This window comes from Streptomyces sp. NBC_00271 (assembly GCF_036178845.1).
GTDB lineage: Bacteria > Actinomycetota > Actinomycetes > Streptomycetales > Streptomycetaceae > Streptomyces.
The window spans coordinates 4,951,142-4,968,149 of record NZ_CP108070.1; the positions used below are offsets into that span (position 1 = coordinate 4,951,142).

The window sequence follows — 17,008 nt, forward strand, 5'->3', positions numbered from 1 at the left end:
GCGTCACCGCATACGGGTGGCCCACTCCTGCACCTTGGCGATCCGCTGCCGCAGCTGACCCGCCGTCGCCTCCGCGCTCGGCGGCCCCCCGCACACGCGGCGCAGTTCGGTGTGGATCACGCCGTGCGGCTTGCCGCTCTGGTGGACGTACGCGCCGACCATGGTGTTGAGCTGCTTGCGCAGCTCCAGCATCTCCTTGTGCGAGACCACGGGCCGCCGCTCGGCGGGCAGTTCGAGGAGGTCGGCCTCCTCGTCGGGCTTCTTGCGGCTGTGCGCGATCTGCCGCGCCTGCCGCTTCTGGAGCAACAGCTGCACCTGGTCGGGTTCGAGCAGCCCCGGAATCCCGAGGTAGTCCTGCTCCTCCGCGCTCCCCGGGTGGGCCTGCATCCCGAACTCGGCGCCGTCGTACAGCACTCGATCGAAGACGGCCTCGGACTCCAGCGCCTCGAAGGAGAACTGCTCCTGCTCCCCGGTGTCCTCGTCCTGCTCCCGGTTCGCCTCGTCCATCTCCTGCTCGGACTCGGCGTAGGGGTCCTCCTCGCCCTCCTTCTTGGGCTTGTCGAGGACGTGGTCGCGCTCGACCTCCATCTCGTTGGCGAAGCCGAGGAGGTCGGGGACGGTCGGGAGGAAGACGGAGGCGGTCTCGCCGCGCCGCCGGGACCGCACGAAACGGCCGACGGCCTGCGCGAAGAAGAGGGGCGTGGAGATGGTGGTGGCGTACACGCCGACGGCGAGCCGCGGCACGTCGACGCCCTCGGACACCATGCGGACGGCGACCATCCACCGGTCCTCGCTGTGGCTGAACTCGTCAATCCTGTTGGACGCGCCGGTGTCGTCGGACAGGACGAGGGTCGCCTTCGTCCCGGTGATCTCACGGATGAGCTTGGCGTACGCGCGCGCGGAGTCCTGGTCGGAGGCGATGACCAGCGCGCCCGCGTCCGGGATGCCCTTCCTGACCTCGGTCAGGCGCTGGTCGGCGGCGCGCAGCACACTGGGCATCCACTCGCCGCGCGGGTCGAGCGCGGTGCGCCAGGCCTGCGAGATGGCGTCCTTGGTCATCGGCTCGCCGAGCCGGGCCGCGATCTCGTCCCCCGCCTTCGTGCGCCACCGCATGTTGCCGCTGTAGGAGAGGAAGATGACGGGCCGCACGACCCCGTCGCCCAGCGCGGATCCGTACCCGTAGGTGTAATCGGCGGAAGAGCGCCGAATCCCGTCGTTCCCCTCTTCATACGTCACAAAGGGGATGGGATTGGTGTCGGACCGGAAGGGCGTACCGGTGAGCGCGAGCCGCCGCGTGGCGGGCTCGAACGCTTCGAGACAGGCCTCGCCCCAGGACTTCGAGTCACCGGCGTGGTGGATCTCGTCGAGGATGACGAGGGTCTTGCGCTGCTCGACGCGATTGCGGTGGAGCATGGGCCGCACGCCCACACCCGCGTACGTCACGGCGACGCCCTGGTACTCCTTGCTGAGCGGACCGGCGCTGTACTCGGGATCCAGCTTGATCCCTATCCGCGCGGCGGCCTCCGCCCACTGCTTCTTCAGGTGCTCGGTCGGCGCGACCACGGTCACCTGCTGCACGACGTGGTGGTGCAGCAGCCAGGACGCGAGCGTCAGCGCGAACGTCGTCTTGCCGGCGCCGGGCGTGGCGACGGCCAGGAAGTCGCGGGGCTGCTCCTGGATGTACTTCTCCAGCGCCCCCTGCTGCCAGGCACGCAGCTTACTGGCGGTACCCCACGGGGCGCGGCCGGGGAAGGCGGGTGAGAGGTGGTGCGAGGTGGATGCGCTGGCGGCGGTGGTAGTCACGGTCTCCGTGGTGGGGTCGAGCGGCTCGGCTACGTATGACAACCGGGCCACCCTACCGGCGCCCCGGAGCTGTCAACGCGCGGACGACGCCGGGTCACCCATGGATGGGACCCACCTCACAAACCCCACAACCGCCCACCGATCACCTTGATGTCGCGCTCCACATCGGCCGCCACGTCGATGACCAGGTAGTACGAGGCCGACCGGTTCACGACGACCGCACTCGACCGGACGGGAGCACCGCTCTCTTTCCGGATCACCGCTCTCGCAAGCGCGTCGTCACCCAGGCCCCCACCAACGCCACCCCGGCCATCGGCAGGAACACGGCGGCGAACGCGGTGGGGTGGGAGCCGTCGGCCGTCGCGGTGGCCGTCGCCGCGACCTTGCCGCCGCCCAGCGCCGCGAACGCCGCGCCGCCCGCCGCGAGGAGCACGATGGTGGAGAGGCCGTCGGAGATCTGGAGCGCGGCGGAGTTGGAGCCGACTTCCTTCGGCGTCGAGAGGCGCAGCAGCAGCACGCTGGTCGAGGCGATCACCAGCCCCATCCCGAAGCAGCCGAACCCCCAGGCGACGGCGACGGTCCACACGGGCACAGCGGGGATCAGCACGCTGGGCACGGCGGCGACGGCAGCCGCGAGCAGCACCATCCCGAGGAACATCAGCCGGTCCCGGTACGGCTCCGTGCGTGGCCGCGACTGCACATACGACCCCAGCGCCCAGGTCCCGCCGGCCGCCGCGAGGGAGAACCCGGCGAGCGTCGGCGACAGGCCGCGCTGGGTGACCAGCATGAGGGGCACGAAGGACTCGGCGGCGATGAAGGAACCGGCCGCCAACCCGCGCAGCAGCACCACGGACGGCAGCCCGCGCGCCGCCCGGTAGGTGCCGCGCGGCAGCAGCCCGAGGACGGCCGGGACGAGCAGCGCGGCGCCCGCGAGGCCAGGGACGAGGGAGAGCGGGTCGAGGTCCTGGGCGGCGTACTGGAGGAGTCCGGAGCCGAGCGAGATCCCGAGCGCCAGCCGGATGCGCCGCCGCTCGAAGGGCACGCGCCCGGCGGTCCCCGCGTCCGCCGACCGCCCGGACGACAGCCGGCGTATCCGCGGCAGCGCGAGCGCCAGCGGAAACACGACCAGCACCGGTATCCCGGTGAACACCCAGCGCCAGCCCAGGTGCTCGGTGACCGTGCCCGCGATTGGGGGCACCTCCCACGCCCTTAAGGCAGTGGGGGAGGTCCGACCACGGACGGAATCACCCAGCTCGCCGCGAACGCCGCCATGATCGCCGGGCGCAGCCGCTCCGGGTAGGCCCGCACCACGACGACGTACAACGCCACGACGACCAGCCCGCCGCCGAGCCCCTGCACCGCCCGCCCGAGAAGGAACAGCCACATGGTCCCGGCCGTCCCGGACAGCAGCAGTCCCGCCGCGAAGGCCGTGATCCCCGTGGTCAGCGGCGCCAGGGGCCCGTCGCGGTCCGCCCACTGTCCGGCGAACACCATCCCGAACAGGCTCGTCGTGAAATACGCCGAGAACGCGAACGCGTACAACGACACCCCGTCGAGCTCCCGCGCCGCGACGGGCATCGCCGTCCCGACGGCCGTCGCCTCGAAGGCGATCAGCAGCTCCACGAACACGATCCCGATGCTGAGCGCCCGATAGGGACGGCTCAGCACACCCCCCTCCCCCTTGCCCTCGGGCGGGGCGGCCGCGGCATCGCGTGCTTCCAGCGCTGTCATGGCCGCCAGCGTAAGGGCCACCACTGACAGTGACTCCTGTCCAAAGACCGTGATCACCTGGGCCTTTGGTCGTACGCCGCAGGTCCGGGAACCGGCGTTCATGAACGGCGTATGGCAGTCCCGTTGCAGCGCTCCCGCATCTCTTGAGCCCACCCTCCGCCCCGCCTACGTTCAACCCATCAGGTTCGGAACGAGTGAGCCGTGCCGCACCTGAGAACGGCCGTGTGCCCGAGTGGTTCAGGGGCTCGCCTGCAAAGCGAGTTACGCGGGTTCAATTCCCGCCACGGCCTCCCATGCCCTGACCAGGGCATACAGCTGGGTCGGTCCTCCGTGGGAGGACCGACCCAGCTGCCGTTCGTGTCAGTCCCCGTCTCGGTTGGCCGCAGACCGTCGACCCCGGCCGCTGCGGGCGTTACTGCCACTGCGAGCTGGTTGCGATGACCCGCAGTTGGGCCGGTGTCAGGATCGGCGTGGTACGGGTCGCGGGGCCGTTCTGGCTCGGTGCCTGCCACTCCATGATGGTGACGTAGAGCCCGTCGGGATGCAGCACGTTCACCGTCTCGTGCCCGGGGTCCGTTCCGGGTGGTGCCTGCCGGGACTTGATCAGGGTGCCGTCGGCCAAGGGTTTCGTGCCGGCGAAGACGTGGCTGCGGATCGCGCTGGCGGAGGTCTGCCGGGAGACGTGCACCTCGAGCAGCGACTTGCCGTGGCCGTCGTCCACCCACAGCTGCCCGGACTGCCGGCCGCCGGGCGGGCTCGAATGGGTCAGGCCGGTCGGCAGCAGCGCGGTCAGGGTGGCGAGCGCGCGGTCGACGGGCAGTGTGCCGGTGAAGGTCGGCTTCGGGGTGGCGGATGCCGTGGCCGAGCCGGTGGTTGCCGAGGCCGCCGGTCGGGCGATCGTGTGGTCGGCCGTTCGCCCGTCGGACAGCAGTCCGGGAACGACCGCCGCGCCGAGCCCGACGAGCGCGAGTACGGCTGCTCCGCTCACGCCGACGGCCGTGGCGCGGCGGCGGCGCCTGCGCCGGCCGTTGCGGACGCCGGCCTGCAGAAGCGACGGGGTGTTGGGCGGCTCGAAGGTCAGGAGGGTGGTGCGGAGGGCTTCGGTGAAGTCTTCTTCGATGGGCATGACGGGTCACCGTGTTTCGGGGGTCGGTGAAGAGGGCGAGGTAGGTGCCGCGGCACCGGGGTCAGGGGCTGACGAGTTCGGACAGCTCGTGGCCCAGAAGGTCCCGGATCCGGGCGAGCGCGCGCATGCTCTGGTTGCGTACCGCGCCCGGCCGGACCTGAAGGATCGCGGCGGTCTGCTCGACGCTGCGGTCCTCCCAGTAGCGCAGGAGCAGCACGGCCCGGTCCCGGGCGGAGAGCCGGCCGAGAGCATCGAGCAACGTGACCCGCAGCGTGGCGTCGTGCTGGGTGGCGGCACCGGAGTCCGGCAGGGTGTCGGTGGGCTGCTCGGAGCTGCTGCGCCGGCGGCGGTAGGACAGGTAGGTCCGTACGAGGACGGTGTGGGTGTAGGCCGCCGGGTCGTCCACCTGCGCGATCTTGCGCCAGTTGGCATACGTCCGGCCCAGCGTGTCCTGCACCAGGTCCTCCGCGAGGTGCACATCACCGCTGGTGAGCACGCACGCAGAGCGAAACAGAGGTGCGGATCGCGCAGCGGCGAACGCCATGAATTCCTCTTCGTACCGGCGCTTCATCCGAGATCCTGTTCGTCGTCCACACTCTGAAGACGCTGTGGCCGCGGGGTTACGTCCCACCCCGAGAAGCAGAAATCTGGCCGCGTCAGGCGAACTTCCCTTCGGCGACGTCGGCGTCGGGCCTGAGCAGGGTCGCGCGGAGCCGGCACGGTTCCCTGATCAGGCGTCCCTCGAAGCGAACCGCACCCGTCTCAGCCGTGGAGGGTGCCGCCCGCCTCGTCCTCGAATATCTCCGGCCAGTAGCGCCAGCCGTCGTCGCCCTCCAGCGTGGGGGTGGGGTCGCAGGCGATCGGGTCGACCGTGGCGAGGGTCTGGGCCATGGTGGCGGCCAGTTGTTCGTAGGAGTCGGTGAGGTCGTGGGTCGCGTCGAGGGCCTTCTCTCGGTGGAGCAGCCAGAGCGTGAAGGCGAGGGTGGAGATGTCGGCGTTGAGGGGGCGCAGGGTGATGTCCGGCTCGCTCCAGGCGAGGACCGCGCCCGTGGTGCCGTCCACCACGAGGCTGGTGTCCTCGATGAGGTAGCCGAGGCGTATCAGGCGGTCGGCCGTCGGAGGGAGTTCGTCGGCGGAGAAGTCGTCGGGGCGCTGGTCCGCGTAGTAGTCGGCGAGGGCCGGCAGGGGCACTTCCGTGTCCAGCTGGAAGAGGAGGCCGTCCTCGGGCAGGCCGGTCTCGCGCAGGAAGCGACGGGTCGGCTCGTGCACGAGCGCGGGCGGGAAGTCGACGTCCTCGAAGCGCATGATCGCGCCCGCGCCGAACTCCTCGTCCAGCAGCCGCTTGGGCAGGTCGAGGACGAGGCCCTCGCCGGGGCCGGCGATCCGGGCGAGGGGGCGGATCAGGGCGGCCATCCGCCAGTACGGCGCCACTTCGCCGCCGGCGCCCGCCTCGAAGACCGCGGCGAGGGACTCGGAGGCCTCCGTGACCGCCTTCGGGCCGAACCGGCCCTCGTGGGAGGCGAACCGTCCGCGGGACGCCGTCAGTTCCTCCGTCGCCGCCGAGAAGCGCACCAGGGCTTCCAGGGAGGGGGCCAGGGGCGCGAGGTCCATCAGAGCCGGGTCGGAGAAGAAGTACGTCGTGGCGACCTTCCCCGTCGCCCCGTCCAGGACGATCGACTCCAGGTCCCGGTCGAAGGTCCGCAGGGCTCCCACGACCAGCTGGTCCTGGAGCTCCGTGGCGAGTTTGTCGGCGTCACCGGCCAGGTCGGCGACCCTGCGCAGCCCGTGCTCCCGCAGGGCGCCGAAGCTCAGCAGCGTGCCCTCGGCCGGCAGCCCGGGCCCCGTCAGCCACTGCCGTGTGTCCGTGTGCGTGATGTATGGATCCAGCTCGTCCTCGGTCAGCGTGATCGCGCCGACGACATCGGTGTCAGTCGTGCTCATGGCTCCCCCGCGCATGTGAACGCATATGTGCTTCCCGCGGGGAACTCGCCGCCGCCCAGCGGCACTTCCCCACTGACCGAGAACCATACGCCGCCCCACTGACAACGCCGGAAACCCGCAGGCACGCAGGGCGCACGGCCCGGAAACACGCGGGTTCAAGCCATCGGGGGGCGCCCGGTCGTGGCCGACACCGACGATCAGCCGCGGCCGCCGCCCGGCTCAGGTGAGGTACAGGCCGCCCAGGACGACCACCACGGCCGCGACGACGAACAGCAGGACCCACAGCGCCAGCTTCCCGACGCTCGGCGGGGGCTCGTAGCGCGGCTGCTCGGGGTCGTGGGTCGTCGTCGGCTCGAAGTCGCGGGTCGTCGGCTCGGGGGTGGTCATGACGTGGTCACCACGGCGGCTTGCGGACGGATCGGGAGGCGGTTGACGGGGCGGCCCGTCGCCGCCCGTACGGCGGCCGCGACGGCCGCCGGGGACGTCACGACCGGCACCGCGCTGGCCGCCTTCGCGCCGAAGGGGGCGACGACGTCGCGCTCCTCGACGAGCTTGACGATGCGGATGTCGGGGGCGTCCAGGGAGGTCGGGAGGGCGTAACCGGTGAGGTCGGGGTGGCGGACCAGACCGCGGGCGGTGCGGAGGTTCTCCGTGAGCGCGGCACCGACGCCCTGGGTCACGCCCGCCTCGATGCGGGCCGTGAGCTGGGCGGGGTTGAGGATCCGGCCGACGTCCTGGGCGAGCGCGAGCTCCACCACCCGTACCGAGCCCAGTTCGATGTCCACGTCCACCACCGCGCGGATCGCGCAGAAGGCCAGGCCCACGAAGGCGTCGCCCTGGCCCGCCTCGTCCAGCGGCTCGGTCGGGTGCGGGCGGCACTGCGCGGTGGCCCACAGCTCCTTGCCGTCCATCGCCTCCGTGACGGTCGTCGAGAGCACACCGTCGTAGGAGGTGATCTTGCCGTCGGTGATCTGGAGGAGCTCCGTGGACATGCCGAACTTGTGCGCCAGGGGCTGCAGGAGCTGCGTACGGACCATCTTCGCGGCGCGTTCGACCGCTCCGCCCGACACCCAGGTGTGGCGGCCGCGGCAGCTGGGGCCCGCGGGCGGCTGGTCGGTGTCGACCGGTGCCACGTGCACCTCGTCGATACCGAGGGTCTCCTGGACGATCTGGCGGGCCAGGGTGGTGAAGCCCTGGCCGGTCTCGACGGCCGCGCACAGCACCGTGGCGACACCGTCGTGGACCTTGACCGTGGCCGTGGAGACCTCGTCCGCGCCCTCCGAGCCGAGCATGTGGACCATGCCGAGGCCATAGCCGACCCCGCGGCGTACGGCACCGGGTTCGCCCGCTCCCTCGGGGCCGCCCGGGAGCAGCCACTCGTCCTCGGGGGTGTCCTTGGGGAGCGCGGGCAGGGGGTAGTCGCGTACGGCCTGGAGCAGTTCGGCGACCGGGGCCGGGCAGGTCACCGTCTGGCCCGTCGGAAGCACGTCCCCGGTGGCCATCGCGTTCTGCAGGCGCAGTTCGGCGGGGTCGAGGGCGAGCTTCTTGGCGAGCTTGTCCATCTGCGCCTCGTAGGCGGCGCAGACCTGCATGGCGCCCTCGCCGCGCACATGGCCGGAGGGCGGGTTGTTGGTGCGCACGGCCCAGCCCTCGATGAAGGCGTTCGGGACGACGTAGGGACCGCAGGCGAAGGAGACCGCGGCGGCCAGCGACTCGGCGGACGTGTCGGCGTAGGCGCCCGCGTCGAGCAGGATCTGCGCCTCGACCTTCACCAACCTGCCCTCGGCGTCGGCGTGGTGGCGGTAGCGCAGGAGGGTGGGGTGCCGGTGGGCGTGGCCGAGGAAGGACTCCTCGCGGGTCGCGGTGATCTTCACGGGGCAGCCGGTCCGCAGGGCCAGCAGGCCGAGCGGGAGCTGGAAGCCCTGGTCCTCGCGGTCGGCGGTGGCGCCGGGCACTCCGGTGACGACGACCTTCACCCGCTCGGGCTCCAGGCCGTAGCAGGCGGCGGCGGTGTCGCGATCGGTGTGCGGATCGGTGGAGGCGACATAGAGCTCGACGCCGCCGTCCGGGCGGGGCACGGCGAGTCCGGCCTCGGCGCCGATCGGGGCCGGGTCCTGGCGGCCGATGCGGTACAGGCCCTCGACGACGACCTCGCCGACCGCGTCCGGGTCGCCGTGGCGCAGCGGGATGTGCCGGATCAGGTTGCCGTCGGGGTGCAGGGGTTCGGCCTCGAACGCCTGCTCCGGGTCGGTCACCGGGTCGAGTACTTCGTACTCGACGATGACGGCCGCGGCGGCCATCCGCGCGGTGTCCGGGTGATCGGCGGCGACGGCCGCGATGGGCTCGCCGTGGTGGCGTACGACCTCGGAGGCGAACACCGGGCGGTCCGCACGGCCGCGGCCGTGCAGGGCGGAGCCGGGCACGTCCTCGTGGGTGATGACCGCCCGTACGCCGGGCATCTCGCGCGCGTGGCTGGTGTCGATGGACAGAATGCGCGCGTGCGGGTGCGGCGAGCGCAGCACGGCCGCCCACAGCAGGCCCTCGGCCCACAGGTCGGCCGCGTACGGGAAGGTGCCCTCCGTCTTGGCGCGGGCCTCAGCGGCGGGCAGCGACACGCCGAGCCCGTGCGGCAGCGGCTCGGGGCCGGTTTCGGGTGCCGCGGAAGTCGCGGTCGCGGTCTCGTTGCTCACGCCTGGCCTCCGTCCTGGCCGTACGGCTGCTCATACGGCGCCTGGGAGTCGTACGGAGAAGGGTCCTCGAACGCCGAGGGGTTGACGCCGCCCGCGCCGGGCCCCGCCTGGTGCGGGATGCGCGGTTCGTCCGCGTCCGGTGTGGCCTCGGCGGCGCCCGCGCTGTGCGCCTGGCGTTCGGCGACGACCTCGCGTACGGCGTCCAAGACCCCGCGGTAGCCGGAGCAGCGGCACAGGTTGCCGCACAGCGCCTGGCGGGTCTCGAGTTCGGTGGGGGCCGGGTTGCCCTCGAGGAGGTCGTGCACGGTCATGGCCATGCCCGGGACGCAGAAACCGCACTGCACCGCGCCGCACTTGGCGAGGGCGCGCTGCACGTCCGAGGGCTGTCCGTCGGCGGCGAGGCCTTCGACCGTACGCACCTCACTGCTCGCGGCGGTGACGGCGGGCACCAGGCAGGACGCCACGAGCCGCCCGTCCACCTGCACGTTGCAGGCTCCGCACTCGCCCTGCGAGCAGCCGTCCTTGGCGCCCGCGAGGCCGAGGCGCTCGCGCAGGACGTAGAGCAGCGACTCGCCGATCCAGGCGTCGGTCACGGGGCGGTCGGCGCCGTTGACGCGCAGGACGTAGGAGGCCAGGGGGTGTTCGTCGTGCGGGGGAGGCGCAGAGGTGTCGGGGTCGCCCGCCTCCGCACCGGCGGCGTCCGGCGCCGGGGTCTCGGGGTGCTCCGAAGGGTGCTCGGGAGGATGCTCCGAACGGTACTCCGAGGAGTCCTCCGGGACCGCTGCCCGAGCAGTCCGCATGGCCGGGTCGGAGTCCGGTCCGGCCCCGTCCGGGGTCCCGTACGCCTCGGCCGTCGCGGGCGTGGGCCCGGCGACCGGCTCAGGAGCCTCGTGAGCGGCCTGCGCGGCCGCCTGGGCGGCCTCGGCGGCCGATTCCGCATGCGTGTGCCGCGCGGGCTCCACGGGGCCCTCAGAGGCCCCCGGGGCCTCGGGGGTCGCCGCGCGCGGTGCGGCGGACCACGGCTCGCCGATCTCCGAGGTCGCCCAGGGCGCCGCCGCACCGCCGGGGAGCGTGGCGGGCGGGGTGCCGCCCCACTGCTCGACCAGGGCCGACGTGGTGAACTCGCCCGATTCGTCCGGAAGATCACCCACGGCGACCGGGATCGACCACTGTCCGGTGACGTCGTGTCCAGGCGCGTCGGCCGGGTGATGACCGGAGGAGGCACCCTCCCGGGTGGCCTCCCCGAAGTCCCACTGCCCGGTGGCGCCGGGGTGGTACGAAAACCCGTCGTGCGCGGCCTGCTGATGCCCGGACTCCTGGCGCCCGGTCTCGTGGCGTACGGCTTCCTGGTGCGCAGCGTTGGGGTCCGGCCACTGGACGGCCTCGGCCGGCGCGCCCCAGGTGCCCGTCGCCCCGGGGTCGGCCGCCGGGGGCGTCGTGGTGATCCGGGGGGGCACATAGCCGTGGCCGGGCGCCGCGAGAGGCGTCTCACGTTCCGCCAAAAGGGCTTCGATTCCGCCCTCGGGGAGCTTGACGAAGGCGGTGGCGCCGTCGTCGTAGTCCCCCTGCGGGAGGGGGTCCCACCTGCCGCTGGTCCGCGGAGTGCTCTCTCCGTGCTGGTCGTCGGTCACGACAGTGCCCTCCCCAGTGCTCGTCGGGCCAGCGCGGCGACGGTGCGTCGCAGGTGCAGTACGGCGGGCGGAAGCTGTTGTACGGAGCCGTCCTCGGCCGGGACGGGATCGGGAATGCAGGCCGCGGCGACGTACTCCCCGAAGGCGTTGAGCGCCTCCGGCACGATCGCCCGGTTGTTGTCCCAGTCGATCAGCTGGGCGACCCACGCCTCCGCGTCCAGGGGCCGCAGCGGCATCGGCGCTATGGCGCCCACGGCGCATCGCACTCCGCGCCGCGCCGGGTCCAGGACGAGCGCCACGGACGCGATGGCGCGCCCGGGGCCGGTGCGTCCGGTCGCCTTCAGGAAGACCTGCGGCGCGTGCAGCAGCGGCACACGCACGTAGCCGATGAGTTCGCCGCCGCGGAGCATCTCCATGCCCGCGAGCAGGTGCGACACCGGAATCTCACGGCGGGCTCCGCCCTGGCCCGCGATGATCAGCGTGGCTTCCAGGGCGGCCAGCACGGGCAGCGCGTCCCCCGTGGGAGCCGCCGAGGCGATGTTGCCGCCCAGGGTGCCCGCGTTGCGGATCTGCGGCGGTCCCGCGGCGCGCGCGGCGGCGGCGAGCGCCGGAATGAGGGCCGCGAAGTCGGGGCGCCCCATGCGGGCGTGGGTGAGGCCGGCGCCGAGCAGCGCGTGGCCGTCCTGGTACTGCCAGCCGCGGATCTCGCTGATCCGGCCGAGTCCGACGAGCGCGGCGGGCCGCAGCTGTCCGGAGTTGACGGCGGCCATGAGGTCGGTGCCGCCGGCCACGGGGACGGCGGCGGGCATGGCGGCCAGCGCCGCCACTGCCTCGTCGAGCGAGGCGGGCAGCGTCACGGCCTGCGCCGCCTGCGGTGCGTGCGTGGTCAAACCGGCTGCCCCTTCCCGCTGCCCCACCTGGTCCCACCTGTGTTGCGCGTACGGTACGTGCTGACAGGGCGGACGTGGCAACTCTGGCACATCTTCCCCGGCCCTCGACGCGGGGGTCCGCTAGGAGGCATTCGCCCCCTCACCAGGGAGATGGTCCGTTTTCCTACGGCATCGCCGGTCAGTACGAATTGCCACTCTTCGGTGGCCCTTGGGTGCCTTTTGCCTTGTGGGGCCACTGCGTCGGGGCGAACGGGCCGTGACACGCCGGTCGGGGGTCACCTCACACGTTTGGGGGCGCCCCCTCGATAGGACGTCCGAGCACACCTGGGCGCCGCTGCCACGGAAGGGGGCCCGTGGGCGGGCGGTAGGCCACGCCCAGGGCGTCAAGTCGCCCGTAGTGGGCGGCCATCCGCCGCTCGAAGTCGGCGAAGTCCCGCTCGGCGGGGGCGGGCAGGGCGCTCCAGGCGACCTCGGCGAAGGCCGCGAGCCGGGGGAAGGTCTGGTAGTCCACGCGCGCAGGGTCCTCCATCACCTCGGTCCACACGTTCGCCTGAGTGCCCAGCACATGCCGTGCCTCCGCCTCGGTGAGCTCGGGTGGAACGGGTTCGAAGCGGTAGACGTCCTCCAGGGTGCGGACATATCCGATCGGCACCGGCTCGTCCGGGCCCGCGGCCTGACGGTGGTCCAAGTAGACCTGCTGCTCGGGGCACATGACCACGTCGTGGCCGGCGCGGGCGGCCGTGACGCCGCCCTGGTAGCCGCGCCACGAGGACACCGCCGCCCCCTCGGCCAGCCCGCCCTCCAGGATCTCGTCCCAGCCGATCAGCCGGCGCCCGCGTGCGGAGAGCCAGTTGTCGAAGTGCCGGACGAACCAGGACTGCAACTCGTCCTCGTCCGCGAGCCCCAGTTCCCCGATGCGCGCCTGCGCGGTCGGCGACTGCTTCCACTGGTCCTTGGCGCACTCGTCGCCGCCGATGTGCACAAACCCCGAGAACGGGCCGGCGTCCGCAGGGAAGAGCTCCAGGAGTTCCTCGAACACCCCCTCGTAGAAGCGCAGGGTGTTGTCAGTGGGGGCGAGTACGTTTTTGGAGATGCCCCAGGTGTCCCAGACGGTCAGGGAGGTCGTGTCGATGACGTCGGTGTTGCCCAGTTCCGGATACGCGGCGATGGCGGCCTGCGAGTGCCCCGGGATGTCTATCTCGGGGACGACACTGATATGCCGCTCGGCCGCGTACGCGACGATCTCGCGGATGTCGTCCTGCGTGTAGAAGCCCCCGTGCGGCTTCTCCTCCCACAGGGGCGAGGCACGATGGCCGAATTTCGTGCGCGCCCGCCAGGATCCGACCTCCGTCAGCTTCGGATACCGCTTGATCTGGACACGCCAGCCTTGGTCGTCGGTGAGGTGGAAGTGGAAGACATTGAGTTTGTGGGCGGCCATGAGGTCGAGGTGACGCAGGACGCCGTCCTTGGGCATGAAGTGCCGGGAGACGTCCAGCATGACACCGCGCCAGGGGAATCGAGGGGCGTCCTCGATGATCTGGTGCGCGATTCCGTACGTCCTCCCCGGCCGGACGAGGGCGCGGCGGAAGGCGTCGGGGCCGAGGAGTTGACGCAGCGTCTGCGCACCCCAGAAGACCCCGGCCGCGCCGCCGCCCCGGATCTCGATGCCCCAGTTGACGACGACGCTGAGTTTGTACGCCTCCGGCTCCAGGGTGTCGTCGAGGAGCAGCCGTACGGCGTTGCGGGCGTCCTGGGGCCCTGGTCGCAGCGGCAGGCCGAGCGCGGCGCCGAGCGTGGCGCGCAGCCAGCGCTCCGTGGTGTCCGTGCCGGGAGCGGCCCACAGGGTGGTCTCAGCGTCGAGTTCTACCCCGCAGCGCATGGGGCCCTCGACGGCGCGGGGCGCCGGAATCACATCGTTCACGTCAGTCCTTCACCGCTCCGCCGAGGCCGGAGACCAGGCGTCGCTGTACGAGTACGAAGAAGATGAGTACGGGAATCGTCATCACCGTGGACGCCGCCATCACGCCGCCCCAGTCCGGCTCGTCGGGCTTGTAGAAGACGAGGAGGGCCATCGGCAAGGTGGACTGCGAGGTGTCGCTGATGATGAAGGACTTGGCGAACAGGAAGTCGTTCCAGGCCGAGATGAAGGAAAAGACGCTCGTGGCCACCAGCCCCGGGAAGACGAGCGGGAAAAGGATCTGCCAGAGGAATCGCGTACGGCTCGCCCCGTCGATGTACGCGGCCTCCTCCAGCGCCTCGGGAACCGCCTTCACAAAACCTCTCAGCATCCAGATCGCGAACGGCAGCGAGAAGGCGATGTGCGGCAGGATCAGCGAGCCCAGCGTGTTCAGCTGGCCGAAGTCCCGCATCAGGAAGAAGAGGGGGATCGTCAGCGCCTCGACGGGCACCATCTGCGCGACCAGGAACATGATCAACAGGGTGGTCCGGAAACGGAAGCGGAATCGGGTGACCGCCGTCGCCGCGAGAAACGCGATCAGCGCCGAGACGACGACCACGGACCCCGCCACCACAAGGCTGTTGACGAAGTAACGGCCGAATTCCTGCTGCCCGAAGACGCGCCGGAAGGAATCCAGGGAGGGCGAAAGCGTCCACGGCCGGGGCTCGGTGGACTCGATCTCCCCGGCCGGTTTGAAGGCGCCGAGCACCATCCAGTAGAGGGGGAAGGCGACGACCACCGCGATCAGCAGCGCGGACGCCTCCGCGGCGAGCCGCCAGGGGCGCCGGGGACGCCATACGAAGCCGGGTATCAGGCTCACAGTTCCTCCCCCTGCCTGCGCAGCAGCCGCAGGTACACCAGCGTGACCACCAGCAGGATCACCAGCATGACGACGCCGATCGCCGAGCCGAGGCCGTACTGCGAGGAGGCGAAGGCCTTCTGGTAGGCGTACACGTTCAGCACGAGGTTCTGCCCGGCGATGCCGCCGCCGTTCGTCATCACGTAGATCTGCGTGAAGACCTTGAAGTCCCAGATGACCGACTGGATGGTGACGACCACCAGGATCGGGCGGAGCAGCGGGGCGAGCACCGAGCGCCAGATCCGCCACTGCGAGGCGCCGTCCAGGGCGGCCGCCTCCAGCACTTCGGACGGTACGGCGCGGATCCCCGCGTAGACCGTCACCATCACGAACGGGAAGGAGCACCAGACCACTTCGAGCAGGACGAGTACGAAGGCGCTGTAGCGCCCGTACGTCCAGGAGTGGTCGCCGATTCCGAGGACCCGGTTGACGGGCCCGAAGTCGGGGTCGAACAGGAACAGCCAGACCGTGGACCCGGTGACCGCCGGGGTCGCCCACGCGCCGAGCGCGGCCAGCATCAGGGCGAGCCTCGGCAGGGCCCGTACGCGGGTGAGGAGCACGGCGAGGGCGCAGCCGACGGCCAGGGTGGAGAGCACGCAGGCCGCCGCGAACACCAGCGTGGCGATCAGGACCTGCCAGAACTGGTCGTCGGCGAAGAGGGTGGTGTAGTTGCCGAACCCTTCGAAGGCGGTCGGTTCGCCGCCGCTGACCTGTGCCTGGGTGTACTTCAGGAGCGAGATCAGGCCGAGCTGGTAGATGGGGTAGACGAGCAGGGCTCCGAGGACGACGAGGGCGGGGGCGAGGTAGAGCCAGGGGGTCCAGCGGGCGCGCCGGCGGCCGGGGAGGGTGGCCACGGCCTTCGCGACCGTGACCGGTTGGGCGACGGCCTCTTGCGTGGTCATCCGCTCACCCCACGGAGCTGAACGCGTCGTTCATCTTCTTCGCCGCGTCCTTCGAGGCCGCCGAGACATCCTTCTTGCCGCTGATGACCTCCTGGAACATCGTCGGCAGAACGAGCGAGGCGTCGATCTGGGACCAGGCGGCCGAGGCGGGCACGAACTTGGCGCCCGAGGCGAGGGTCTTCACGAAGGGCGCGACGAACGGCTGCTTCTTCGCGACCGCGTCCCGCACGTCGGTGTACGTGGGCAGGAACCCCATGGCGTCGAAGAGCTCGCTCTGGGTCTTCTTGCTCGCCAGCTGCTCCATCAGGTCGACGGCGAGGGTGCGGTGCGAGGTGCTCTTCAGGACGCCGATGTTGTTGCCGCCCGCGAACGCCGGTGCCACCGAGCCAGGCTTCACACCGGGCAACGGCACGACCGCGTACTTGCCCTTGATCTTCCCGGCCTCGATCGCGGCGTGGCTGAAATCGCCGCCGATGGCCATGCCCGCCTTGCCGGAGGAGAACGCGGTGACGGTGTCGTTGCCGGTCATGCCCGCGCACTTGGCGGCGGGACAGTTGTCGGCGCCGAACAGCGAGGTGTAGGCCTTGATGCCCTTCCGGGCGGCCGCGCTGTCGATGGTCGCGGCGTAGGAGCCGCCCTTGCCCTGGGCGATCTCGCCGCCCTGGGACCAGATGAAGGGCATCGCGCCGTACGTGTAGGCGCCGCCGACCACGAGTCCGTAGAGGTCGGGATCGGCCGCGCGGATCTTCTTGGCGGTGGTGATCAACTCGGCCTGGGTCGTGGGGGCTTCGAGGCCGAGGTCCTTGAGGATGTCGGTGCGGTAGTAAAGGGCGCGGACGCCGACGAAGAACGGGGCGCCGTAGATCTTCCCGTCCACCGTCACGGACTGCTTGGCGGTCGGGTCGGTGTCCTTGGCCTCGCTCCAGTCGGTGAACTCCTCGGTGACGTCGGCGAGTCCGCCGTCCTTGACGTAGCCGGCGGTGTCCGTGTTGCCGTACTCGATGACGTCGGGGGCGCTCTTCGGGTCGTTGAAGGCGGCCTTCATGCGCTGGGCGCGGGTCTCCACGGGGATGTACTCGATGGTGACCTTGGTGTCCTTGTGTGCCTTCTTGAAGGTGCTGACGGCCGCGTCGACGACCTTCTCCTTCGGCCCGTTGTTGACCTCCTGGAAGAGCCAGACCCGCAGTGTGCCGGTCTTCTCGTCCTTCCCGGAGGAGGAGTTGTCGGAGGTCTGGGGGGCGCAGGCGGTGGCGACGACAAGGGCGGCGAGGGCGACGGCCGTTCGGGCGGGGAGCTTCACGGGCAGCTTCACAGAGAGCTTCATCGAGCATCCTCCGATGGGGAGCGTTGCAGCATACGCAATGGCGGTTTCGCTCTGCACAACACACCGGAGGCTATGGACTACATGAACATGTCCACAAGAGGTCTCCACCACTCTGTGACCACGGGGCGCACCATGCGCAACGGCACCCGGCGCA

The 17,008-nt window shown here is 71.3% G+C and carries 12 protein-coding genes, 1 tRNA gene and 1 pseudogene; 1 reads left to right on the forward strand and 13 read right to left on the reverse strand.

The features are described 5' to 3' along the window. Positions 1-3: 3 nt before the first annotated feature. Both OG798_RS22835 and OG798_RS22840 read right to left on the reverse strand, forming a co-directional pair. Positions 4-1,803 (reverse strand): DEAD/DEAH box helicase, encoded by a 1,800-nt coding sequence (locus OG798_RS22835; RefSeq protein WP_095858029.1) that lies wholly within the window; start codon positions 1,801-1,803, stop codon positions 4-6. 256 nt (positions 1,804-2,059) lie between these two features. After that, a pseudogene (locus OG798_RS22840) lies at positions 2,060-3,534 on the reverse strand (MFS transporter). 218 nt (positions 3,535-3,752) lie between these two features. On the opposite strand from OG798_RS22840, the gene OG798_RS22845 reads away from it, so the two are divergent. Then, positions 3,753-3,824 (forward strand) — tRNA-Cys (locus tag OG798_RS22845). 122 nt (positions 3,825-3,946) lie between these two features. Here the strand turns inward: OG798_RS22845 and OG798_RS22850 are convergent. From OG798_RS22850 to OG798_RS22900, 11 genes are all read right to left on the reverse strand, one after another. Continuing rightward, positions 3,947-4,660 carry a hypothetical protein gene (locus tag OG798_RS22850; RefSeq protein WP_267061969.1) on the reverse strand — a complete coding sequence of 238 codons (714 nt, stop codon included), beginning with the start codon at positions 4,658-4,660 and terminating at the stop codon, positions 3,947-3,949. Between the two features lie 61 nt (positions 4,661-4,721). After that, positions 4,722-5,231 (reverse strand): SigE family RNA polymerase sigma factor, encoded by a 510-nt coding sequence (locus OG798_RS22855; protein ID WP_095854371.1) that lies wholly within the window; start codon positions 5,229-5,231, stop codon positions 4,722-4,724. Positions 5,232-5,422: 191 nt separating this feature from the next. Then, positions 5,423-6,601 (reverse strand): SUKH-4 family immunity protein, encoded by a 1,179-nt coding sequence (locus OG798_RS22860; RefSeq protein WP_095854370.1) that lies wholly within the window; start codon positions 6,599-6,601, stop codon positions 5,423-5,425. A gap of 219 nt (positions 6,602-6,820) precedes the next feature. After that, positions 6,821-6,988 carry a hypothetical protein gene (locus OG798_RS22865; RefSeq protein WP_179436551.1) on the reverse strand — a complete coding sequence of 56 codons (168 nt, stop codon included), beginning with the start codon at positions 6,986-6,988 and terminating at the stop codon, positions 6,821-6,823. After that, complete coding sequence (locus OG798_RS22870) at positions 6,985-9,291, reverse strand: xanthine dehydrogenase family protein molybdopterin-binding subunit (protein ID WP_095854369.1); 2,307 nt, start codon at positions 9,289-9,291, stop codon at positions 6,985-6,987. The genes OG798_RS22865 and OG798_RS22870 overlap by 4 nt, the downstream gene beginning before the upstream one ends. Beyond that, the gene (locus OG798_RS22875; protein ID WP_328757613.1) at positions 9,288-10,922 is read right to left on the reverse strand and encodes a 2Fe-2S iron-sulfur cluster-binding protein; all 1,635 of its coding nucleotides are present in this window, start codon (positions 10,920-10,922) and stop codon (positions 9,288-9,290) included. Before OG798_RS22875 ends, OG798_RS22870 begins: the two co-directional genes overlap by 4 nt. After that, complete coding sequence (locus OG798_RS22880) at positions 10,919-11,812, reverse strand: FAD binding domain-containing protein (protein ID WP_054229664.1); 894 nt, start codon at positions 11,810-11,812, stop codon at positions 10,919-10,921. Before OG798_RS22880 ends, OG798_RS22875 begins: the two co-directional genes overlap by 4 nt. 280 nt (positions 11,813-12,092) lie before the next feature. Beyond that, positions 12,093-13,733, reverse strand: a complete 1,641-nt coding sequence (locus OG798_RS22885) for a beta-N-acetylhexosaminidase (RefSeq protein ID WP_328757614.1) — start codon at positions 13,731-13,733, stop codon at positions 12,093-12,095. A gap of 1 nt (position 13,734) precedes the next feature. After that, complete coding sequence (locus OG798_RS22890) at positions 13,735-14,583, reverse strand: carbohydrate ABC transporter permease (RefSeq protein ID WP_435864088.1); 849 nt, start codon at positions 14,581-14,583, stop codon at positions 13,735-13,737. Positions 14,584-14,585: 2 nt separating this feature from the next. Further along, the gene (locus OG798_RS22895) at positions 14,586-15,530 is read right to left on the reverse strand and encodes a carbohydrate ABC transporter permease (RefSeq protein ID WP_267061973.1); all 945 of its coding nucleotides are present in this window, start codon (positions 15,528-15,530) and stop codon (positions 14,586-14,588) included. A 4-nt stretch (positions 15,531-15,534) separates the two neighbouring features. Then, positions 15,535-16,854: an extracellular solute-binding protein gene (locus OG798_RS22900; RefSeq protein ID WP_257039426.1), complete on the reverse strand. Its 1,320-nt coding sequence runs from the start codon at positions 16,852-16,854 to the stop codon at positions 15,535-15,537. Positions 16,855-17,008 lie beyond the last annotated feature (154 nt).